The organism is Halalkalibacter hemicellulosilyticusJCM 9152, from assembly GCF_000513115.1.
In the GTDB taxonomy this organism is placed as follows: domain Bacteria; phylum Bacillota; class Bacilli; order Bacillales; family Bacillaceae_D; genus Halalkalibacter; species Halalkalibacter hemicellulosilyticus.
Genome location: NZ_BAUU01000018.1, coordinates 19,305 through 35,079, shown reverse-complemented (window position 1 = coordinate 35,079; position 15,775 = coordinate 19,305). Strand labels below are relative to the sequence as shown.

General features: G+C 40.8%; 17 protein-coding genes and 1 pseudogene. 4 read left to right on the top strand and 14 right to left on the bottom strand.

The genetic code is table 11. The annotated features are described in order from the left end of the window. Window positions 1-7 precede the first annotated feature (7 nt). Window positions 8-454 (bottom strand): low molecular weight protein arginine phosphatase, encoded by a 447-nt coding sequence (locus JCM9152_RS12430; RefSeq protein WP_035344693.1) that lies wholly within the window; start codon window positions 452-454, stop codon window positions 8-10. A gap of 106 nt (window positions 455-560) precedes the next feature. After that, complete coding sequence (locus JCM9152_RS12425) at window positions 561-1,100, bottom strand: manganese efflux pump MntP (protein WP_173402077.1); 540 nt, start codon at window positions 1,098-1,100, stop codon at window positions 561-563. A 329-nt stretch (window positions 1,101-1,429) separates the two neighbouring features. On the opposite strand from JCM9152_RS12425, the gene JCM9152_RS12420 reads away from it, so the two are divergent. The 3 genes from JCM9152_RS12420 to JCM9152_RS12410 are packed head-to-tail and all read left to right on the top strand — an operon-like array spanning window position 1,430 to window position 2,948. Next, window positions 1,430-1,648 (top strand): TetR/AcrR family transcriptional regulator, encoded by a 219-nt coding sequence (locus JCM9152_RS12420; protein WP_035344690.1) that lies wholly within the window; start codon window positions 1,430-1,432, stop codon window positions 1,646-1,648. Continuing rightward, on the top strand, window positions 1,630-2,016 hold the full coding sequence (locus JCM9152_RS12415) for a TetR family transcriptional regulator (protein WP_158318436.1): 387 nt from the start codon (window positions 1,630-1,632) through the stop codon (window positions 2,014-2,016). Before JCM9152_RS12420 ends, JCM9152_RS12415 begins: the two co-directional genes overlap by 19 nt. Before the next feature lie 23 nt (window positions 2,017-2,039). Continuing rightward, window positions 2,040-2,948 (top strand): cation diffusion facilitator family transporter, encoded by a 909-nt coding sequence (locus JCM9152_RS12410; protein WP_052015906.1) that lies wholly within the window; start codon window positions 2,040-2,042, stop codon window positions 2,946-2,948. 170 nt (window positions 2,949-3,118) lie between these two features. Here the strand turns inward: JCM9152_RS12410 and JCM9152_RS12405 are convergent, their stop codons facing one another. The 5 genes from JCM9152_RS12405 to prfA all read right to left on the bottom strand — a co-directional run bounded on the left by JCM9152_RS12405 (window position 3,119) and on the right by prfA (window position 7,594). Continuing rightward, window positions 3,119-4,156 (bottom strand): L-threonylcarbamoyladenylate synthase, encoded by a 1,038-nt coding sequence (locus JCM9152_RS12405; RefSeq protein WP_035344686.1) that lies wholly within the window; start codon window positions 4,154-4,156, stop codon window positions 3,119-3,121. Window positions 4,157-4,359: 203 nt separating this feature from the next. Continuing rightward, window positions 4,360-4,800 (bottom strand): GNAT family protein, encoded by a 441-nt coding sequence (locus tag JCM9152_RS12400; protein ID WP_035344683.1) that lies wholly within the window; start codon window positions 4,798-4,800, stop codon window positions 4,360-4,362. A 64-nt stretch (window positions 4,801-4,864) separates the two neighbouring features. Continuing rightward, complete coding sequence (gene spoIIR / locus JCM9152_RS12395) at window positions 4,865-5,488, bottom strand: stage II sporulation protein R (RefSeq protein ID WP_035344680.1); 624 nt, start codon at window positions 5,486-5,488, stop codon at window positions 4,865-4,867. 173 nt (window positions 5,489-5,661) lie between these two features. Next, window positions 5,662-6,537 (bottom strand): peptide chain release factor N(5)-glutamine methyltransferase, encoded by an 876-nt coding sequence (gene prmC / locus JCM9152_RS12390; protein ID WP_035344678.1) that lies wholly within the window; start codon window positions 6,535-6,537, stop codon window positions 5,662-5,664. Beyond that, complete coding sequence (gene prfA / locus JCM9152_RS12385; RefSeq protein ID WP_035344675.1) at window positions 6,524-7,594, bottom strand: peptide chain release factor 1; 1,071 nt, start codon at window positions 7,592-7,594, stop codon at window positions 6,524-6,526. Before prfA ends, prmC begins: the two co-directional genes overlap by 14 nt. Before the next feature lie 262 nt (window positions 7,595-7,856). Here prfA and JCM9152_RS12380 point away from each other — a divergent pair, with 262 nt between their 5' ends. Further along, complete coding sequence (locus tag JCM9152_RS12380; RefSeq protein WP_035344669.1) at window positions 7,857-9,164, top strand: FAD-dependent oxidoreductase; 1,308 nt, start codon at window positions 7,857-7,859, stop codon at window positions 9,162-9,164. Window positions 9,165-9,373: 209 nt separating this feature from the next. Here JCM9152_RS12380 and JCM9152_RS12375 read toward each other — a convergent pair whose 3' ends face one another. The 7 genes and pseudogenes from JCM9152_RS12375 to JCM9152_RS12345 form a co-directional block, all read right to left on the bottom strand. Next, window positions 9,374-9,859: a hypothetical protein gene (locus tag JCM9152_RS12375; RefSeq protein WP_035344667.1), complete on the bottom strand. Its 486-nt coding sequence runs from the start codon at window positions 9,857-9,859 to the stop codon at window positions 9,374-9,376. Window positions 9,860-10,144: 285 nt separating this feature from the next. Next, the gene (locus tag JCM9152_RS12370; RefSeq protein WP_035344665.1) at window positions 10,145-10,762 is read right to left on the bottom strand and encodes a thymidine kinase; all 618 of its coding nucleotides are present in this window, start codon (window positions 10,760-10,762) and stop codon (window positions 10,145-10,147) included. Between the two features lie 108 nt (window positions 10,763-10,870). Then, a complete protein-coding gene (locus JCM9152_RS12365) occupies window positions 10,871-11,116 on the bottom strand; it encodes a type B 50S ribosomal protein L31 (RefSeq protein ID WP_035344663.1) in 246 nt (81 codons plus the stop codon). A 113-nt stretch (window positions 11,117-11,229) separates the two neighbouring features. Beyond that, window positions 11,230-12,500 (bottom strand): annotated as a pseudogene (gene rho / locus JCM9152_RS12360) (transcription termination factor Rho). 308 nt (window positions 12,501-12,808) lie between these two features. Further along, complete coding sequence (gene murA, locus JCM9152_RS12355) at window positions 12,809-14,092, bottom strand: UDP-N-acetylglucosamine 1-carboxyvinyltransferase (protein ID WP_035344832.1); 1,284 nt, start codon at window positions 14,090-14,092, stop codon at window positions 12,809-12,811. A 204-nt stretch (window positions 14,093-14,296) separates the two neighbouring features. Further along, window positions 14,297-15,160, bottom strand: a complete 864-nt coding sequence (gene fba, locus JCM9152_RS12350; protein ID WP_035344660.1) for a class II fructose-1,6-bisphosphate aldolase — start codon at window positions 15,158-15,160, stop codon at window positions 14,297-14,299. 225 nt (window positions 15,161-15,385) lie between these two features. Next, window positions 15,386-15,760 carry a response regulator gene (locus JCM9152_RS12345; RefSeq protein WP_035344659.1) on the bottom strand — a complete coding sequence of 125 codons (375 nt, stop codon included), beginning with the start codon at window positions 15,758-15,760 and terminating at the stop codon, window positions 15,386-15,388. Window positions 15,761-15,775 lie beyond the last annotated feature (15 nt).

The following is a 15,775-nucleotide window of genomic DNA, read 5'->3' as shown; positions in this document are numbered from 1 at the left end:
CCACCTCTTACTTCTTGTTTAATTTTTCAATTAGGGGTTCCAAACACCCTTCTATCTCTTCTGCAACTGTACGATATTGCTCTAAACTCCCCCCAAACGGATCAGCAATATCGCTGTCCTCCTCCTGATCATAAGCAAATTCCTTTAACGTAAAAAGCTTCTCCTTCACTTCTGGAAAAAACACTTGGATCGATTGCTTATGCGACTCTGTCATTGTTAACAGTAAATCGGCCCAATCGATTAAATCTTCTGTCAATTCTTGAACAGAATGGGCAACAAAGATCCCTTTCTCTTCTAGTACGGTTCTTGTCCCTTCTGAAAGAGCTGACATAGTCGAAGCATGTAAGCCTGCTGATTTCACTTCAATTGCTTCTCCCATTTTGTCCCGCAACAGTGCTTCAGCCATAGGACTTCTGCAAGTGTTTCCCGTACAAATAAATAGAACGCGTTTCACTCACTAAACCTCCTTTTCAAGCAGATTATGGCGAATATCGTTAGTATGCCCTTAATTTTACCATAGACCTCTTCAAAAACCTATATCATTTAAGATGAGCCTTTAGTCACATAAAAAGCAGCTTTCCGCCAAAGCCAATTAAAATACATCCTCCTAACAATTCACTGTATGAACCAATTACATGCTGAAATCTAGCTCCTACGATTAGACCTACCCAAGCAAGTAGCATGCTAATCAAGCCAATCATCCCAACCGTCATTAACGTCTTTGCTCCAAGAATACCCAAGCTTAAACCTGCCGAAAAGCTATCTAAGCTAACACTAATGGCAAATAGCATTAAGCCCCAACCGACTGGCTGCAAGAGCGATTCTTCCTCTTGACGCCACGCACTTATGACCATCTGCACACCTATGAATAGAAGAAGCCCACCGCCAACATAGTGAGCTATCATACCAACATATTGTGAAAGCCATTTACCTGTCACCATCCCAAGTAATGGCATAACGATATGAAACGCACCGATCACAAGACCGATACGGAAAATTTGCATGATACGTAGTCCCGCCATTCCCATTCCAAGTGAAACAGAAAAAGCATCCATCCCAAGTGCACATGCCATGATCATTAACGTGACCCATTCCGCCATCTCGCTCACTCCTTGTCCGTGCTAGTCCATATGTATGCACAAACAGTAGGAAAAAGACGTGAAAATGAAGTCAATGAGCGAGTGCTACGACTTCCTCGTAAAGTATTTCACCTATTGGATCAAATGCTTGAATAAGGACATTTGTCCATTTTGCCTTCATTTCAATCTTCATTCGCATCGTTCACTCCTCTCCTAATAAACTCTAACATGATCGTAACAAAACGGCTTAAAAACAGTAAGTACTTGTCAGCATTTGCAAATCATCTTATTTATTGCTATACTCTTAATGAATGACAGTCAGTCACTTTTTGATTATAGGAGGAAGATACATGGCCAAAAAAGCAAATAAATTACCACTTATCGTTGATGCAGCGATTACCCGTTTTAAAGAAAAAGGCTTTGAGCACACTTCTGTTTCTGATATCGTCAAACAAGCCGGCGTAGCTCAAGGAACATTCTATTTATATTTCAAATCTAAGAATGAACTAGTTCCAGCAATTGCTGAACGCATTCTAACGACCCTATTTGAATCGATTCAAAAAACGTAGACGATCATACCTCAACGATAGAGATACTCACTGTTGTTATCGACGAGACGTTTGCGATTACAGATCAATATGATGAATTGATTAAGCTTTGTTATTCCGGACTCGCCTATTATCATACGTATGAACGCTGGGAGGAAATGTACGCTCCTTATTACAGCTGGATTGAATCTCAATTGAAAAAAGGTATCGATGAAGGTCTGATTCAATCAAAAATCGAACTCTCATCTTTAACTAAAATGATCATCAATTTGATAGAATCGACAGCGGAGTCTTATTTTTTTGGGAATCAACAAACGACTTCTGTTCATGATGTGAAGCAACAGCTACTACTTTTTATTTCGAGTTCACTGACTGACAATCAGTCATAAAATATAAAAATGGAGGTACTAACATGAATACGTCTCACAAAAAGGAAAAGCAATTGCTTCAGCTTTCCATCTACGGGGCGCTTCTACTTGCGGTTATTGCGATCATTTGGGGTTTTCTTATTTCCTCACAAATGGTCGTTTTTGATGGTCTCTATTCATTAATAAGTGTGAAATTATCATTCCTATCTCTATTAAGTGCTAATTTCATTCGCAAACGAGATTCCAAACGCTTCCCTTTTGGAAAGCAAATGGTCGAGCCTATTGTACTTTTAGTCAAATATACAGCTATTTTGCTGTTATGTATCACAGCTATTATCTCTTCAGGGATGACGCTTTTTTCAGGTGGAGCTGAGGTCAACTTCGGCTACGCTATGTTGTATGCCTTGCTATCAACTGTACTCTGCTTCGGTGTATATATGCATTTGAAGAAAGAAAGCAGCCAATTGGGCTTCGTTCAAGCCGAAGCCAATCAGTGGAAAATGGATATGTATTTAAGCGCGGCTGTGTTACTCGGTTTTATAGTGGCTTTACTCGTCTCATCTACATCCTATGCTCATTTCACACCGTATATTGATCCACTCATGGTCATAATAGTTGCTGGAGCCTTTTTGAAGGTCCCTATTACTGAAATGGTCAAAGCGTGTCGCGAAATACTAGAAATGGCACCAGAAGAGTCTATACAAGCAAACTATGAGCAGCTATTTAACACGATCAAACAAGAAGAAAAAATAGAGAAAATGTATGTCCGCTTAGCCAAAGTCGGTGGCACACTCTTTGTCGAGGTTGACTTTATTTTAAATGAACATTCCTTGATACAAACTGTCGACCAGCAAGACGACATCCGTGAGAAAATTAAACGTGCAACCGACCACTTACCGTATCAAAAATGGCTAACCATCTCCTTTACAAAAGATGAGAAGTGGGCCGTTTAATGAAGTTGCAAGAGCCGTTTCGATGGCTCTTGTGTTGTGCAAGTGTTTGAAAGCGCTCTATTTTTTAGTGGAAGCGCTTCCTAAATTAGCATAAGCGCTCTAAATACCTTCGAAAGCGCTCACATGATGAATTTCGAGGATATTCGACACATCGATTCCTCTCAGAAGCGCTAAATAACCCCATCAGCCGCCTTCTCAAGTCGGTTCATAACCGCAATGCCAATTCCTTCTTTCGGAAACGCTTCTGTATAAATAATTTCAGCCTTTTGCCCATCAAATGCCCGTAAGCTGTCATATAGCTTCTGCGCTACTGTTGATAGATCATCTCTTTTTCCACAGGCGACAACAATATCAGCATCATATTCAGCTACCCTTTCTTCCGTCGTTAACACGCCAACACGATGCCCCTTTATTCTAGCCTCCTGTACATAATCCTTGATTTTCCTACAGTCAGAAACAATATACAGTTGGCCCGTTGGCGCATAGTGGGTATATTTCATTCCAGGTGAACGTGGCGCTTCTGTTTCAGCATGCAAAGAAGGATCGACTTCAATCGCACCGATCACGTCCTCAATCTCTTCCTTCGTGACACCGCCTGGTCGATAGAGCATCACTCTATCCACAGAACAATCAACAACTGTTGATTCAACACCGACACCCGTTACACCTCCGTCAACAACTCCAGCAATCTTTCCATCTAGATCATGAATAACGTGGTTTGCAGTTGTCGGACTTGGCTTACCCGATTGATTAGCACTTGGAGCGGCAATCGGTACACCTGCTGCTTCTATAAGACTTAAAGCGATTGAATGTGATGGCATTCGTATTCCAACTGTGTCCAATCCCGCTGTTACACTCTCTGCTATGCTATTGGTGCGCTTTAGAATTATCGTCAATGGTCCCGGCCAAAAGGCATTTATTAGCTTTTTCGCTACTAACGGAACGTCCGTCACTAAATCCTTTAACTGCTCTTCCTTAGCAATGTGGACAATTAATGGGTTATCACTCGGTCTTCCCTTTGCTTGAAAAATTTTTTGAATTGCTTTTTCATCAAGAGCATTTGCGCCAAGTCCATACACCGTCTCCGTTGGAAAGGCAATCACCTCACCTTTTTTTATCCACAACGCTGCTTCCTTTATTTCACTACTTTTATGTAAAAGTTGATCCTCTTTATCCACAATCCATCGTTTTGTTTGTTTATAACTCAATTTTCATCGCTCCTAACTTCTCCATTTTGCAAGGGAAGTCAAACGATGTCAATATTCCATTCATATTTCGACGTAATCTCGGTTTTTTTTATCAAATCGACTTGTTACAACATCTTCTTTCTTCTTATTTTCGTTCTACTTGTTCTTTCAATGCAAATGAGGTTATCCACACTTGTGAATAACCTGTAGATAAGTAACCCCTTTCAGACAATAGGGCAACACCAAATTTTCACATCAGCCGTTTGATGCTTTTTGAAATGAGCTGATTCTTGGATCTCTTTCGGAATACGTTCTTTAACTACCTCTCTAAATCCTAGCTGATGAAACAATGCACTAGTCGCCTTCGCACATAAATAAACAGCCTTAAGCTTCTGTTCTTCAGCATATTTCAACGTTAATTGCAGGAATTCTAAGCTTAGCTTTGCATCCCATTCAGGTGATTGCAAAACGAGTGACCTTAATAGACCTACTTCCTCATACATTTCAATTCCTACCGTTCCAATTAGCTGCTCGGCATCGTTTTCAACAATTAAGAAATGTTCAATTATATGTTCAATACCTTCATCTCGTAATCCAGCTTTCGCAACTAACCGCTGCACTTTCAACAAATCCTCTTGCTTTGCCTTTCGGACAACCATCGCCATAGCAAGCCACTTCCTTTCTACTAGCTTACTAATCTATATGCTAGGCTTGTCTCATTTATGCATCCTATCCGAATATACGCTCAAATAACCCACTAAACCACTCAACAAAGAAAAACGAAACTTCAATCTCATCTTCTTCTGTTTCCTCAACGAATTCCTCTTCAGATTCATCATCCGTTGCCTCTATCGCATCTCCATTCGCCATATCAAGAAAGCAGAGAGGTGGGAATAAGACACACCACCAATTCTCACCATTTCCTTTTCCGAGCGTAATTAATACAGCATCATATGTACCTGCTGGATAGACAAGGTGACCATAGAGCTTCGTCGGGAAATTAACGGCATCAAAGTCGACCTCATAGTCTTGCTCTAAGCCATAACGCTCTAATTCTTGTGCAACAATCTTCTCAATTTCAACTAAATTAGCTTCAATCGTCGCCTTTGCTTCTTCCATATCATCTATACGTAACACCCATTCCGTAATCGCATCATTTACTCGATCCCGTATATCGCGCTTTAATGCTTGATCGGCTACAGAATCACTATTGGCTAGAATGCGCAGGCGAATGGCTTCCTCTTCATTGACCTCCTGATGTAGCTCAGCTACCGCAAGCGAATGTTGAGCTTCCCAATTAACGACTATGACAAATAACGAGAATAATAGATAGATAACAACATTTGGTTTCATAATAAAAAACACCGCCCCTTCACGAATTATTCTCGTCAAAGAGAGCGGCATTTAAACCTGTCATTTTTCTTTTTTGAAAGATTGTTAGAAATTTAATTGGAGGACGTAGGCTGGTTCACGAGCTACATTCCACTTTCAATACAACGGAAATAAGAAAAGACTACCACGTACACTCAAGAGTTCGTCATCGTTCCATATGCCAATACTATTCGCTCTTTCCCATTAATATCTCGCTTAATTTCAGTCATAGCGTGCGGAAAAGCTGTTGATAACATTTCACAAACCGTCTGTGCTTGCCCTATACCTACTTCAAACGCAACTAAACCGGTTGCTTCTATTACTTGTGGAAGTTCCGTCATAAACCTACGATATAAGTCTAATCCGTCCTCTCCACCGAAAAGCGCCAAATGTGGCTCATGTTCCTTAACATGAACCGCCAACTCTCCTTCATCACGAACAGGAATATACGGAGGATTCGATACAATCACATCGACCTTGCTTTTCGACGATACATAGGGAGATAGTAAGTCCCCATCGATAAACGTAACATCAGCCGCTAGACTACGTGCATTTTCCCGAGCTACCTTTAACGCTTGTGGCGAGATATCTATCGCTTCTACATTCATCTGAGCATTTTCAAGTGCAAGCGTAATGGCTATCGCTCCACTGCCAGTCCCGACATCAACAACCTGAATCGTTCGCTCCTGAAATAGTTTCTGCGCTCGCTCACTCACCACTTCCACAAGCTCCTCTGTTTCTGGACGTGGGATGAGCACATCACCATTGACCTTAAAACGTCGTCCATAAAAGACTTCATATCCGATCAAATGCTGAACAGGAACCCCTTGTGCATGCTGCTCTAGATCAGACGCTAGCTGATTCCACACCGCATTAGAAAGTGGCTCTTGTAGCATCATCAAAAAATGCGTACGATTCACTTGTAAATAATGCCGTAGCAGTAATTCTCCGACTGGTTGCTCCAGCTTCCTTTCAGCTAAAAAAGAAGAAGCCCATTGAAGAGCCTCTTGGATCGTCCTATCGTTCGGCATTTTGCATCGCTTCCGCTTGTTCTTCAACGATTAGAGCATCGATGATTTCATCAAGCTTCCCTTGTAAAATTTGCTCTAGCTTTTGAAGCGTTAAACCGATCCGGTGATCGGTCACGCGGCTTTGTGGAAAATTATACGTGCGAATCCGTTCTGAACGATCTCCCGTTCCTACCGCAAGCTTACGATTGGAATCATATTCTGCCTGAACCTCACGCTGAAATTTATCATATACACGCGCACGAAGAACCTTCATCGCTTTCTCTTTGTTCTTAATTTGTGATTTCTCATCCTGACATGAAACGACCGTTCCAGTCGGTACGTGTGTTAAGCGTACAGCTGACATCGTCGTATTAACGCTTTGCCCACCAGGACCACTTGATGCAAAAGTGTCGACACGAATATCCTTTTCGTGAATTTCCACTTCAACTTCTTCCGCTTCAGGAAGAACAGCAACCGTAGCAGTTGACGTATGAATTCGACCACCTGATTCAGTTGTCGGTACACGTTGCACACGATGAGCTCCATTTTCATACTTCAGCTTAGAATAGGCACCGCTTCCGTTCACACTGAAAATGATTTCCTTGAAGCCACCAAGCTCTGTTGGTGTCGATTCGATGACTTCAACCTTCCAGCCTTGCGCTTCTGCATAACGAGTATACATTTTGTATAAATCGCTAGCGAATAACTGTGCTTCATCTCCACCAGCAGCCCCACGAATTTCAACGATAACATTTTTATCATCATTCGGGTCTTTTGGTAGTAATAATATTTTCAAGCGTGCTTCAAGCTCTTCAATCGTCGTAGATAGTTCATCAATCTCCTCTTTGACCATTGCATACATCTCATCATCAAGCTTATCCTCAAGCATCGCTTTAGCATCTGTCAATTGTGTACTTGCTTCTTTATATTCACGATACGCCTGTACAGTCTCTTCTAAATCCGATTGTTCCTTTGAATACTCACGCAATTTCGTTGAATCGCTAATGACATCAGGGTCACTTAGTAACTCATTTAATCGATCATAGCGATCTTCTAATGATTGTAAACGATCTAACACGGATTTTTCACCTCATCATATTCCATCGTATAACAGAACTATTATAGTACATTGCCTTACAGTGGTCAAATAAGAAGAGTGCACAGCGGCTTTTCTTAAATACGCCGTGCATAGTTACTACATAGGGGTTCAGCTTTTCTGTAAGTAAAAGCTTCTTTCAGAAAAAAATATATGCTTCATGTTGAAAAAAGAGGGAATACTACTATCATACTTATTCAAGGCGTATACGACCTACACATAATAGCCAGAAAGGGTGGTTCTCATGAGATATGTCATTATAGGTGGTGACGCAGCTGGAATGAGCGCTGCAATGCAAATTGTCAGACATGAAGAGAATGCAGAGATCATCACACTAGAAAGAGGTGAGATCTATTCATATGCACAGTGTGGCCTTCCTTATGTGATTGGAGGACTCATTTCATCAACAACCGATCTCATTGCTCGCGATGTTGAAACATTTCGTCATAAGTACAGAATAGATGCGCGGACTAAGCATGAAGTAACTTCGGTTGACCTAAAGAACCAGACCGTAAGTGGTCATCATTTTTCCCTTTCATATGACAAACTGCTAGTTGCAACAGGGGCTAGTCCTATCGTTCCCTCTTGGCCAGGAAGTGACTTGCGAGGTATTCATACAGTGAAAACAATCCCCGATACTGAACAATTAATAGCTGATGCGAAAGAGAAAAAGCATATCACAATCATCGGAGGTGGTTATATCGGACTGGAGCTCGCAGAGAATTTTGTTAAAATAGGAAAAGAAGTGACCATTATTGAACAAGCACCGCAGCTTGCTACTATTTTTGATGAAGACATGGCCAACATGATTCAAGAGGAAGCCGAAAAGAACGAGATTAAAGTTCGTCTTAATGAAACCGTTGAAGGATTTGCAGGCAACGAACGTGTCGAACGCGTGATTACGGATCAAGCTTCTATCCGTACGGATCTAGTTGTCGTTGCAATCGGTGTGACGCCAAACACATCATTTCTTTCTAACTCTAATCTTCACTTTCATCACAACGGTGCAATCAGTGTGAATCGTTTCATGGAAACGAATGTAGAAAACGTGTATGCTGCAGGTGATTGCGCAACACAATATCATCGTATAAAGAAAAAGAATGATTATATTCCTCTTGGTACACATGCAAATAAACAAGGGAGACTAGCAGGAAAAGCGATGGTTGGTCAGCCTTCACCATTTCAAGGTATTGTTGGAACATCGATCATTAAATTTTTCAGCTTAACATTAGGACGTACAGGGTTATCAAGTCGTGAGTTAGAGGAGATTTCCTACCCATATGATCAAATGACTACCGAAATCGGACATATTGCTGGCTATTATCCTGGAGCTGAAAGGTTAACCGTTCGTCTTTGTTATCACCGAGATACGAATCAGCTTCTCGGTGGACAAATCATCGGTCGTGCAGGTGTCGACAAACGAATCGATGTTCTCTCAACCGCTCTTTATAACGAAATGAAAGTTGATGAATTAGAGCATTTAGATCTCGCCTACGCGCCTCCTTATAACGGTGTTTGGGATCCGATTCAACAAACTGCTCGGCGGCGCTAATGACTCACATATCCAAAAGGCTGACACATTACTACGAAGAGTCTTTTCAAATCGAGGACAAATGAAGCAAAGCAGGAAAAAAGGAATTCATTAAAGTGGTGTTGACTAGGGGGATTGAAGGAGGAATGTGAGAACTTCTAAAAAAGTAACATTTAACCCATATGTAAGAAACCCAAATGAGGCATAGCCCGATTGAGTTTCTTCAATCCTTAATCTGTCTCACTTATATGGACATTATATCTTGGAATCTCCCGGCTAAGCTGTTGACGAAGTTCATCAAAATATTCTTTCTTTTCCTTCTCCTCCATGTCTTTCGGTGCTTTCACATTAACAAAAGCATGATTTCCAGCAAGAAACACCATACCAGATTCAAGTCCAAAATCCTCTTGTATAATTTCAGCGATAAGCTGTTGATCATTTCCTAAATGACGCCTCTCAACATCCATAGATCTAAAGTTCGTACCAGTATTAGGCATTTCATCTAGATCGTAGCGACCTAATTGCTGCTTTCGAATTTGCCCATAATTTAATGGTCCTGGTCCGAATAATCCATACATGACGCGATTTGTACCTGGTTCATCTGATGCATTTTGCACACCTTGACCGTCACCAGAATCATAGTGAGCGCCTTGTTGTTGGCAACCTATAGCAAGGAATAGTGTTACCACAACCATCATCCATAACACTTTTTTCAATCTAAGCACCTCCTCTACATTCAGACTGATTTCTTTTATAGTTTGTCCGATTTTGTAGAAAAGAACGTGACAATTATAACCAAAGAATACGGGCGCAGCAGTCTTTTCTTAGATGTCGCGCGTTTGAGATTTCCAAAAAGTGCAATCGTTATCTGCGATGTCCTTATAAATATAAATTACATTCTACAAGGAAAAACGTGGTACCATTTCATTCCAACTACAAAAAGGATGTTTCAAAGGGTCTATGATCACTCTTTTGAAACATCCTCATTTTTATATTCGCACTTATCCTTTCATTTGATGATCCCGATCCTTACATTGCTTTTGATACCGCTCTACCTCATGACAATTACGACAACGAGGTTCATAGGACTCTGATGCTCCTACTAAGATGATCGGATCATCATACGATGCAGGTTTCCCATTTATTAATCGTTGTGTACGGCTTGCAGGTGACCCGCATAATGGGCAAATCGCTTGGAGCTTTGTAACATCTTCAGCAATCGCTAATAGTGGTTGAATCGGACCAAATGGCTCACCACGGAAGTCTCGATCTAATCCTGCACAAATAACTCGTTTCCCACGATTCGCTAACTCTTCAACAATATCGATAATGGCGTTATCAAAAAACTGTACCTCATCAATTGCAACAACTTGTGTTGTAGCTTCGACTCCTGCTAACACATCCATTGCCCGCTCCACTGGTGATGCGCATACTTTTGTTCCGTTGTGGGATACGACTTCTTCTTCACTGTAACGATTATCAATAATCGGCTTAAACACTTGTACCTTTACATTTCCAAAGCTCACTCTTCGAACTCGTCGAATGAGCTCCTCCGATTTGCCTGAAAACATACTCCCACATATGACTTCAATTGAACCAAGCTGTTTATCCCCATACATCGTTTACACCTCATCTATAGTATATCTCTCTTCATCACAATTGCTACTACACATATACATGAAAAAACAGGCAATGCACATTGCTATTGCCTGTTTGTATAATGCGGTTTATTTCAAGTTGTATTTCTTCTTGAAACGATCGACACGTCCGCCTAAGTCGTTTAGCTTCTGCTTACCAGTGTAGAACGGGTGTGAATCAGCACTTACTTCCACTTTTAAAAGCGGATATGTGTTTCCATCTTCCCACTCAATGGTTTCAGAAGAGCTCTTTGTAGAACCACTTAGAAACTTAAAGCCCGTGCTTGTATCCATAAATACAACCTTTTGATAATCAGGATGAATACCTTGTTTCATTACTTTCAACTCCTTTTGCCCTGAATCTCTTCGAAACAGAGTTATCTCAATCACACATGACGAAATTATATCAACTCAACAACGAAAAAGCAACTCCATTTTCATCCAATGAGTTATCTTTTCCTTCCTCTTGCGTTCATTTCTTCTTCCATTGACGCAAAAAAGTCAATGTTTGTTTTCGTTTCCTTCACTCGCTTAATGAAATGATCGACAAAATCTGGGGAATCATTCATCGTTTTTCGAATGGCCCATAGCTTATCTAACTGACTTTTCGGCATAAGCATTTCTTCTTTTCGCGTACCAGAGCACGAATATCGATCGATGGGAAAATACGTCGTTCAGCCAATTTGCGATCAAGGTGTAGCTCCATGTTTCCTGTCCCTTTAAATTCTTCATAGATAACATCATCCATACGTGAACCCGTTTCAACAAGTGCTGTTGCCAAAATCGTTAAACTTCCACCTTCTTCAATATTACGGGCCGCCCCAAAGAAACGCTTCGGACGGTGGAAGGCTGCAGGATCAATACCACCAGATAGCGTTCGACCACTCGGTGGGATCACGAGATTATACGCTCTCGCCAAGCGAGTAATACTATCCATTAAGATGACGACATCCTTACGATGTTCGACGAGACGCATAGCGCGCTCTAGAACGAGCTCGGCCACTTTAATATGATTTTCAGGCACTTCATCAAACGTTGAGCTAACCACCTCTGCTTTAACGGAACGCTCAATGTCAGTCACTTCTTCTGGACGTTCGTCAATCAATAGAACAATCAGTTCAACATCTGGATGATTTTCCGCAATACTATTCGCTACTTCCTTCATTAATGAGGTCTTACCCGCTTTAGGAGGGGCGACAATCAAGCCACGCTGTCCAAATCCAACAGGTGAAATCATATCAATAATCCTTGAAGATACACGGCCAGGGGCTGTTTCTAGTTCAATCTTCTGCTCAGGGTAAAGTGGCGTTAATGCCGGGAAGTGAGGACGTTCTCTCGATGTTTCAGGTGCGTCGCCATTTACAGCTTCAACATGTAACAGCCCATGATAACGTTCATTTTCCTTTGGAGGTCGAACCTTCCCTGATACTTTATCACCATTTCGCAAATCAAATCGGCGAATTTGCGAAGCAGAAATATAAATATCCTCTGAGCTCGGCATATAATTAATTGGTCGCAAGAAACCAAAACCCTCTGATTGAATAATTTCTAGTACGCCTTCCATAAACATTAAACCGTCTTGTTCAGCTTGTCCTTTTAAGATGGCAAAAACAAGCTCCTTTTTCGTCAGCTTGCTATAATAAGACACTTTGTATTCTCTAGCAAGTTCATAAAGCTCTTTTAGCTTCATATTTTCCAATTCTGAAATATGTACACCCATCGTAACACCACGTTTCTTATATATTAGAATACCCATTGATGCTCACCACATCAATGGTTCGATACACTTGTTTTGATTCCTTCACTGACAACATATCCATCTATACTAGGAAAACTATTACTTATTTAAATAATAAGGTCATATTTGGAGTTATTGCGGAGAAAAATAGAAGGCTTAAAATGGTATCTACTATCAATCATTTTAACCATATTTCAATCAAATATTCAAGAAGGGCTTTTCAGAGGGCACTGAAAAAGTTTGGTTTTAACTTTTTTGGTACCTTTAACGGAGCCCTTCCTATTTTCAAACTAACTCTTTACTTGTTCCACTTCTTCTTCAGTCATCGATTCACGCCAAATTTTTGCGCCTAGCCCTAATAATTTCTCCTCAAGATGAGCATAGCCACGATCAATATGCTCTACCCCAGAAATTTCTGTTACCCCGTCTGCCAATAGCCCTGCTACTACAAGAGCAGCTCCTGCTCGTAGATCCGTTGCTCTTACCTTTGCTCCTTGTAACGTAGTCGCCCCATTAATAATCGCTGAACGGCCTTCTACCTTGACATTCGCTCCCATTCGTCTGAGCTCATCAATGTGCTTAAAGCGAGCATTATAAATCGTATCTGTTACAATACTCGTCCCCTCAGCTTGGGTAAGCAACGTTGTAAATGGTTGCTGAAGATCGGTAGGGAAGCCAGGGTATACTAATGTCTTCACATCAACACCTTGCTTCGGTTTATCGTTATGTATCAATAATTGGTCATCATTCACATCAATCGATACACCCATTTCACGTAACTTAGCAATGAGTGATTCAACATGATAAGGAATAATGTTATCAATCATCACTCTTTGACCCATAGCAGCCGCTAATATCATATACGTTCCTGCTTCGATTCGATCAGGAATGATGGAATGGCGGCACCCTTGTAATGAGTCGATCCCATCAATTCGAATCACATTTGTCCCTGCCCCTTTTATTTTCGCTCCCATACTTGTTAACAATGTAGCAACGTCAATAATCTCAGGTTCTTTAGCAGCATTTTCAATAATCGTCTGCCCTTTCGCTCGAACAGCAGCCAGCATAATGTTAATAGTCGCTCCAACACTGACAACATCCAAGTAGATCGTTGCACCACGGAGTTCATCAGCGCGTAAATAAAACGCACCTTGTTCATTCGTCACCTTAGCTCCAAGTGCCTCAAAGCCTTTTATATGTTGATCAATCGGTCTTGGACCTAAGTTACAACCACCTGGTAATCCAATCACCGCTTTTTTAAATTTACCTAGCATGGCTCCCATTAAATAATAAGATGCCCGCAATTTTTTGACACGTCCATTTGGGAGTGGCATTGCTATCATATTTTCAGGCTTTATTTTAATTTCATCAGGAGTTAACTCTACTTCTCCACCAATCTCTTGAAGAAGCTCTGCGAGAAGTTGAACATCTGATATTTCAGGTAGATTATCAATCGTAACTTCTGAATCAGCTAAAATAGCAGCTGGTATTAACGCAACCGCACTATTTTTTGCTCCACTAATTTGTACAGTACCTTCTAACGGATATCCGCCTTCAATCATTAATTTATCCATAATCGCATCCCTTCCATTGGTGCTCATCTCTCTATCTTCCATTATAACCATATCAACGAAAAAGTAACGAGTCTTTTTTTTTAAAGTTCAATTAATTTATATGAAAATAAAATTCGCATTAGCCACATTTTCTACATACAATTAACCCTATGAATGGACAAAAAGCAGTTCAGCTGAACTGCTTTTTGTCTACACATAGCTTGCTTACGCTTTATTTGAAGAACCAAATTCACGCATTTTGCCTTTTACTGTTTCTTTAATCGCGTCACGAGCAGGCCCTAAATATTTACGTGGATCATACATATCAGGGTTTGCATCAAGCGTTTCACGAACAGCTTTCGCAGATGAAATTTGGCTTTCTGTATTTACATTAATCTTCGCATGTCCGAACTCAATTGCCTTTTGAACATCAGCTACTGGGATTCCTGTACCACCGTGAAGAACAAGCGGAATTCCAACTAGTTCATCAATTTCCTTCATACGATCGAAGCCTAAGTTAGGCTCACCTTTGTATGGGCCATGAACAGATCCAAGCGCTGGTGCAAAACAGTCAACACCTGTTTCTGCAACAAGTTGCTTACATTCAGAAGGAATGGCATAAGCAGCTTCTGCATCGTCAACAATTAAGTCATCTTCTTGTCCACCAATACGACCAAGCTCAGCCTCAACAGATACCCCTAACGTATGAGCAACTGCTACAACTTGCTTTGTAATCGCAATGTTTTCTTCTAGCGGATGGTGAGAACCATCAATCATAACAGAAGTGAATCCGGCATGAATCGCTTCGACACACTTTTCAAAGCTAGAACCATGGTCAAGGTGAATCGCAACTGGTACAGTTGTACCGTACTCTTCCATTAATGATTCGACAAGCTTGACGATTGTTTTGAATCCACCCATATAACGAGCTGCACCCTCAGACACACCAAGGATTACTGGTGACTTTTCCTCTTCGGCAGCTTGTAGAATTGCTTGAGTGAACTCAAGATTATTCAAATTGAATTGACCCACTGCATAGCTTTCCGCCTTTGCTTTGTTAAGCATTTCCTTCATTGAAACTAAAGGCATGTTTCTTTTCCTCCTTAAATTGAGCCTTATTCAAAGATCAACATCCCCACTAGACGTATCTACTTATTTGTACAAAAAGTAAAGCGCGTCACGCAAATGTGCGTATCTCTATGTAAGAGGCATGATCTTCAAAATGCTCTCTATAGTTGAACGTGTCCATTATAGCATACTCTCTCAAGAAAACATCCATTTATACCGGAGATTCGTCAATTTTTTTAGAATAATTTATTTTGAAATTTCCTCCATTTCCAATGTCTTACGAATCACTTCTCGAATGTCATCAATGTCAAACGGCTTAGCAAAGTGTGTTACCGCCCCTAAACTCATCGCTTCATTAATTAAATTTAATTCTCCGTAAGCAGTCATCATAATAACACGAATCGATTCATCATGCTCTTTAATACGCCTTAAAATTTCCAGACCATCCATTCCTGGGATTTTCATATCAAGTAACACAAGGTCTGGTCTATCCTTTTCCACTAATTTAAGAGCTTGAGCACCATTAGCCGCATCAGACATAACATAACCATCTTTTTGAAGAATTTCACTTAGCAATACACGTATTCCATATTGATCGTCGACGACAAGAATTTTGTTCATGCTTTCTTCCTCCTA

Excerpts from the sequence above, each read along its gene's own strand:
- JCM9152_RS12410 (WP_052015906.1), top strand. The coding sequence starts at position 2,040 with ATGAATACGTCTCACAAAAAGGAAAAGCAATTGCTTCAGCTTTCCATC.
- murA (WP_035344832.1), bottom strand. The coding sequence starts at position 14,092 with ATGGATAAATTAATGATTGAAGGCGGATATCCGTTAGAAGGTACTGTA.
- JCM9152_RS12365 (WP_035344663.1), bottom strand. The coding sequence starts at position 11,116 with ATGAAACAAGGTATTCATCCTGATTATCAAAAGGTTGTATTTATGGAT.
- JCM9152_RS12420 (WP_035344690.1), top strand. The coding sequence starts at position 1,430 with ATGGCCAAAAAAGCAAATAAATTACCACTTATCGTTGATGCAGCGATT.
- JCM9152_RS12370 (WP_035344665.1), bottom strand. The coding sequence starts at position 10,762 with ATGTATGGGGATAAACAGCTTGGTTCAATTGAAGTCATATGTGGGAGT.
- JCM9152_RS12400 (WP_035344683.1), bottom strand. The coding sequence starts at position 4,800 with ATGGCGATGGTTGTCCGAAAGGCAAAGCAAGAGGATTTGTTGAAAGTG.
- JCM9152_RS12425 (WP_173402077.1), bottom strand. The coding sequence starts at position 1,100 with ATGGCGGAATGGGTCACGTTAATGATCATGGCATGTGCACTTGGGATG.
- fba (WP_035344660.1), bottom strand. The coding sequence starts at position 15,160 with ATGCCTTTAGTTTCAATGAAGGAAATGCTTAACAAAGCAAAGGCGGAA.
- prmC (WP_035344678.1), bottom strand. The coding sequence starts at position 6,537 with ATGCCGAACGATAGGACGATCCAAGAGGCTCTTCAATGGGCTTCTTCT.
- JCM9152_RS12380 (WP_035344669.1), top strand. The coding sequence starts at position 7,857 with ATGAGATATGTCATTATAGGTGGTGACGCAGCTGGAATGAGCGCTGCA.
- JCM9152_RS12345 (WP_035344659.1), bottom strand. The coding sequence starts at position 15,760 with ATGAACAAAATTCTTGTCGTCGACGATCAATATGGAATACGTGTATTG.
- spoIIR (WP_035344680.1), bottom strand. The coding sequence starts at position 5,488 with ATGAAACCAAATGTTGTTATCTATCTATTATTCTCGTTATTTGTCATA.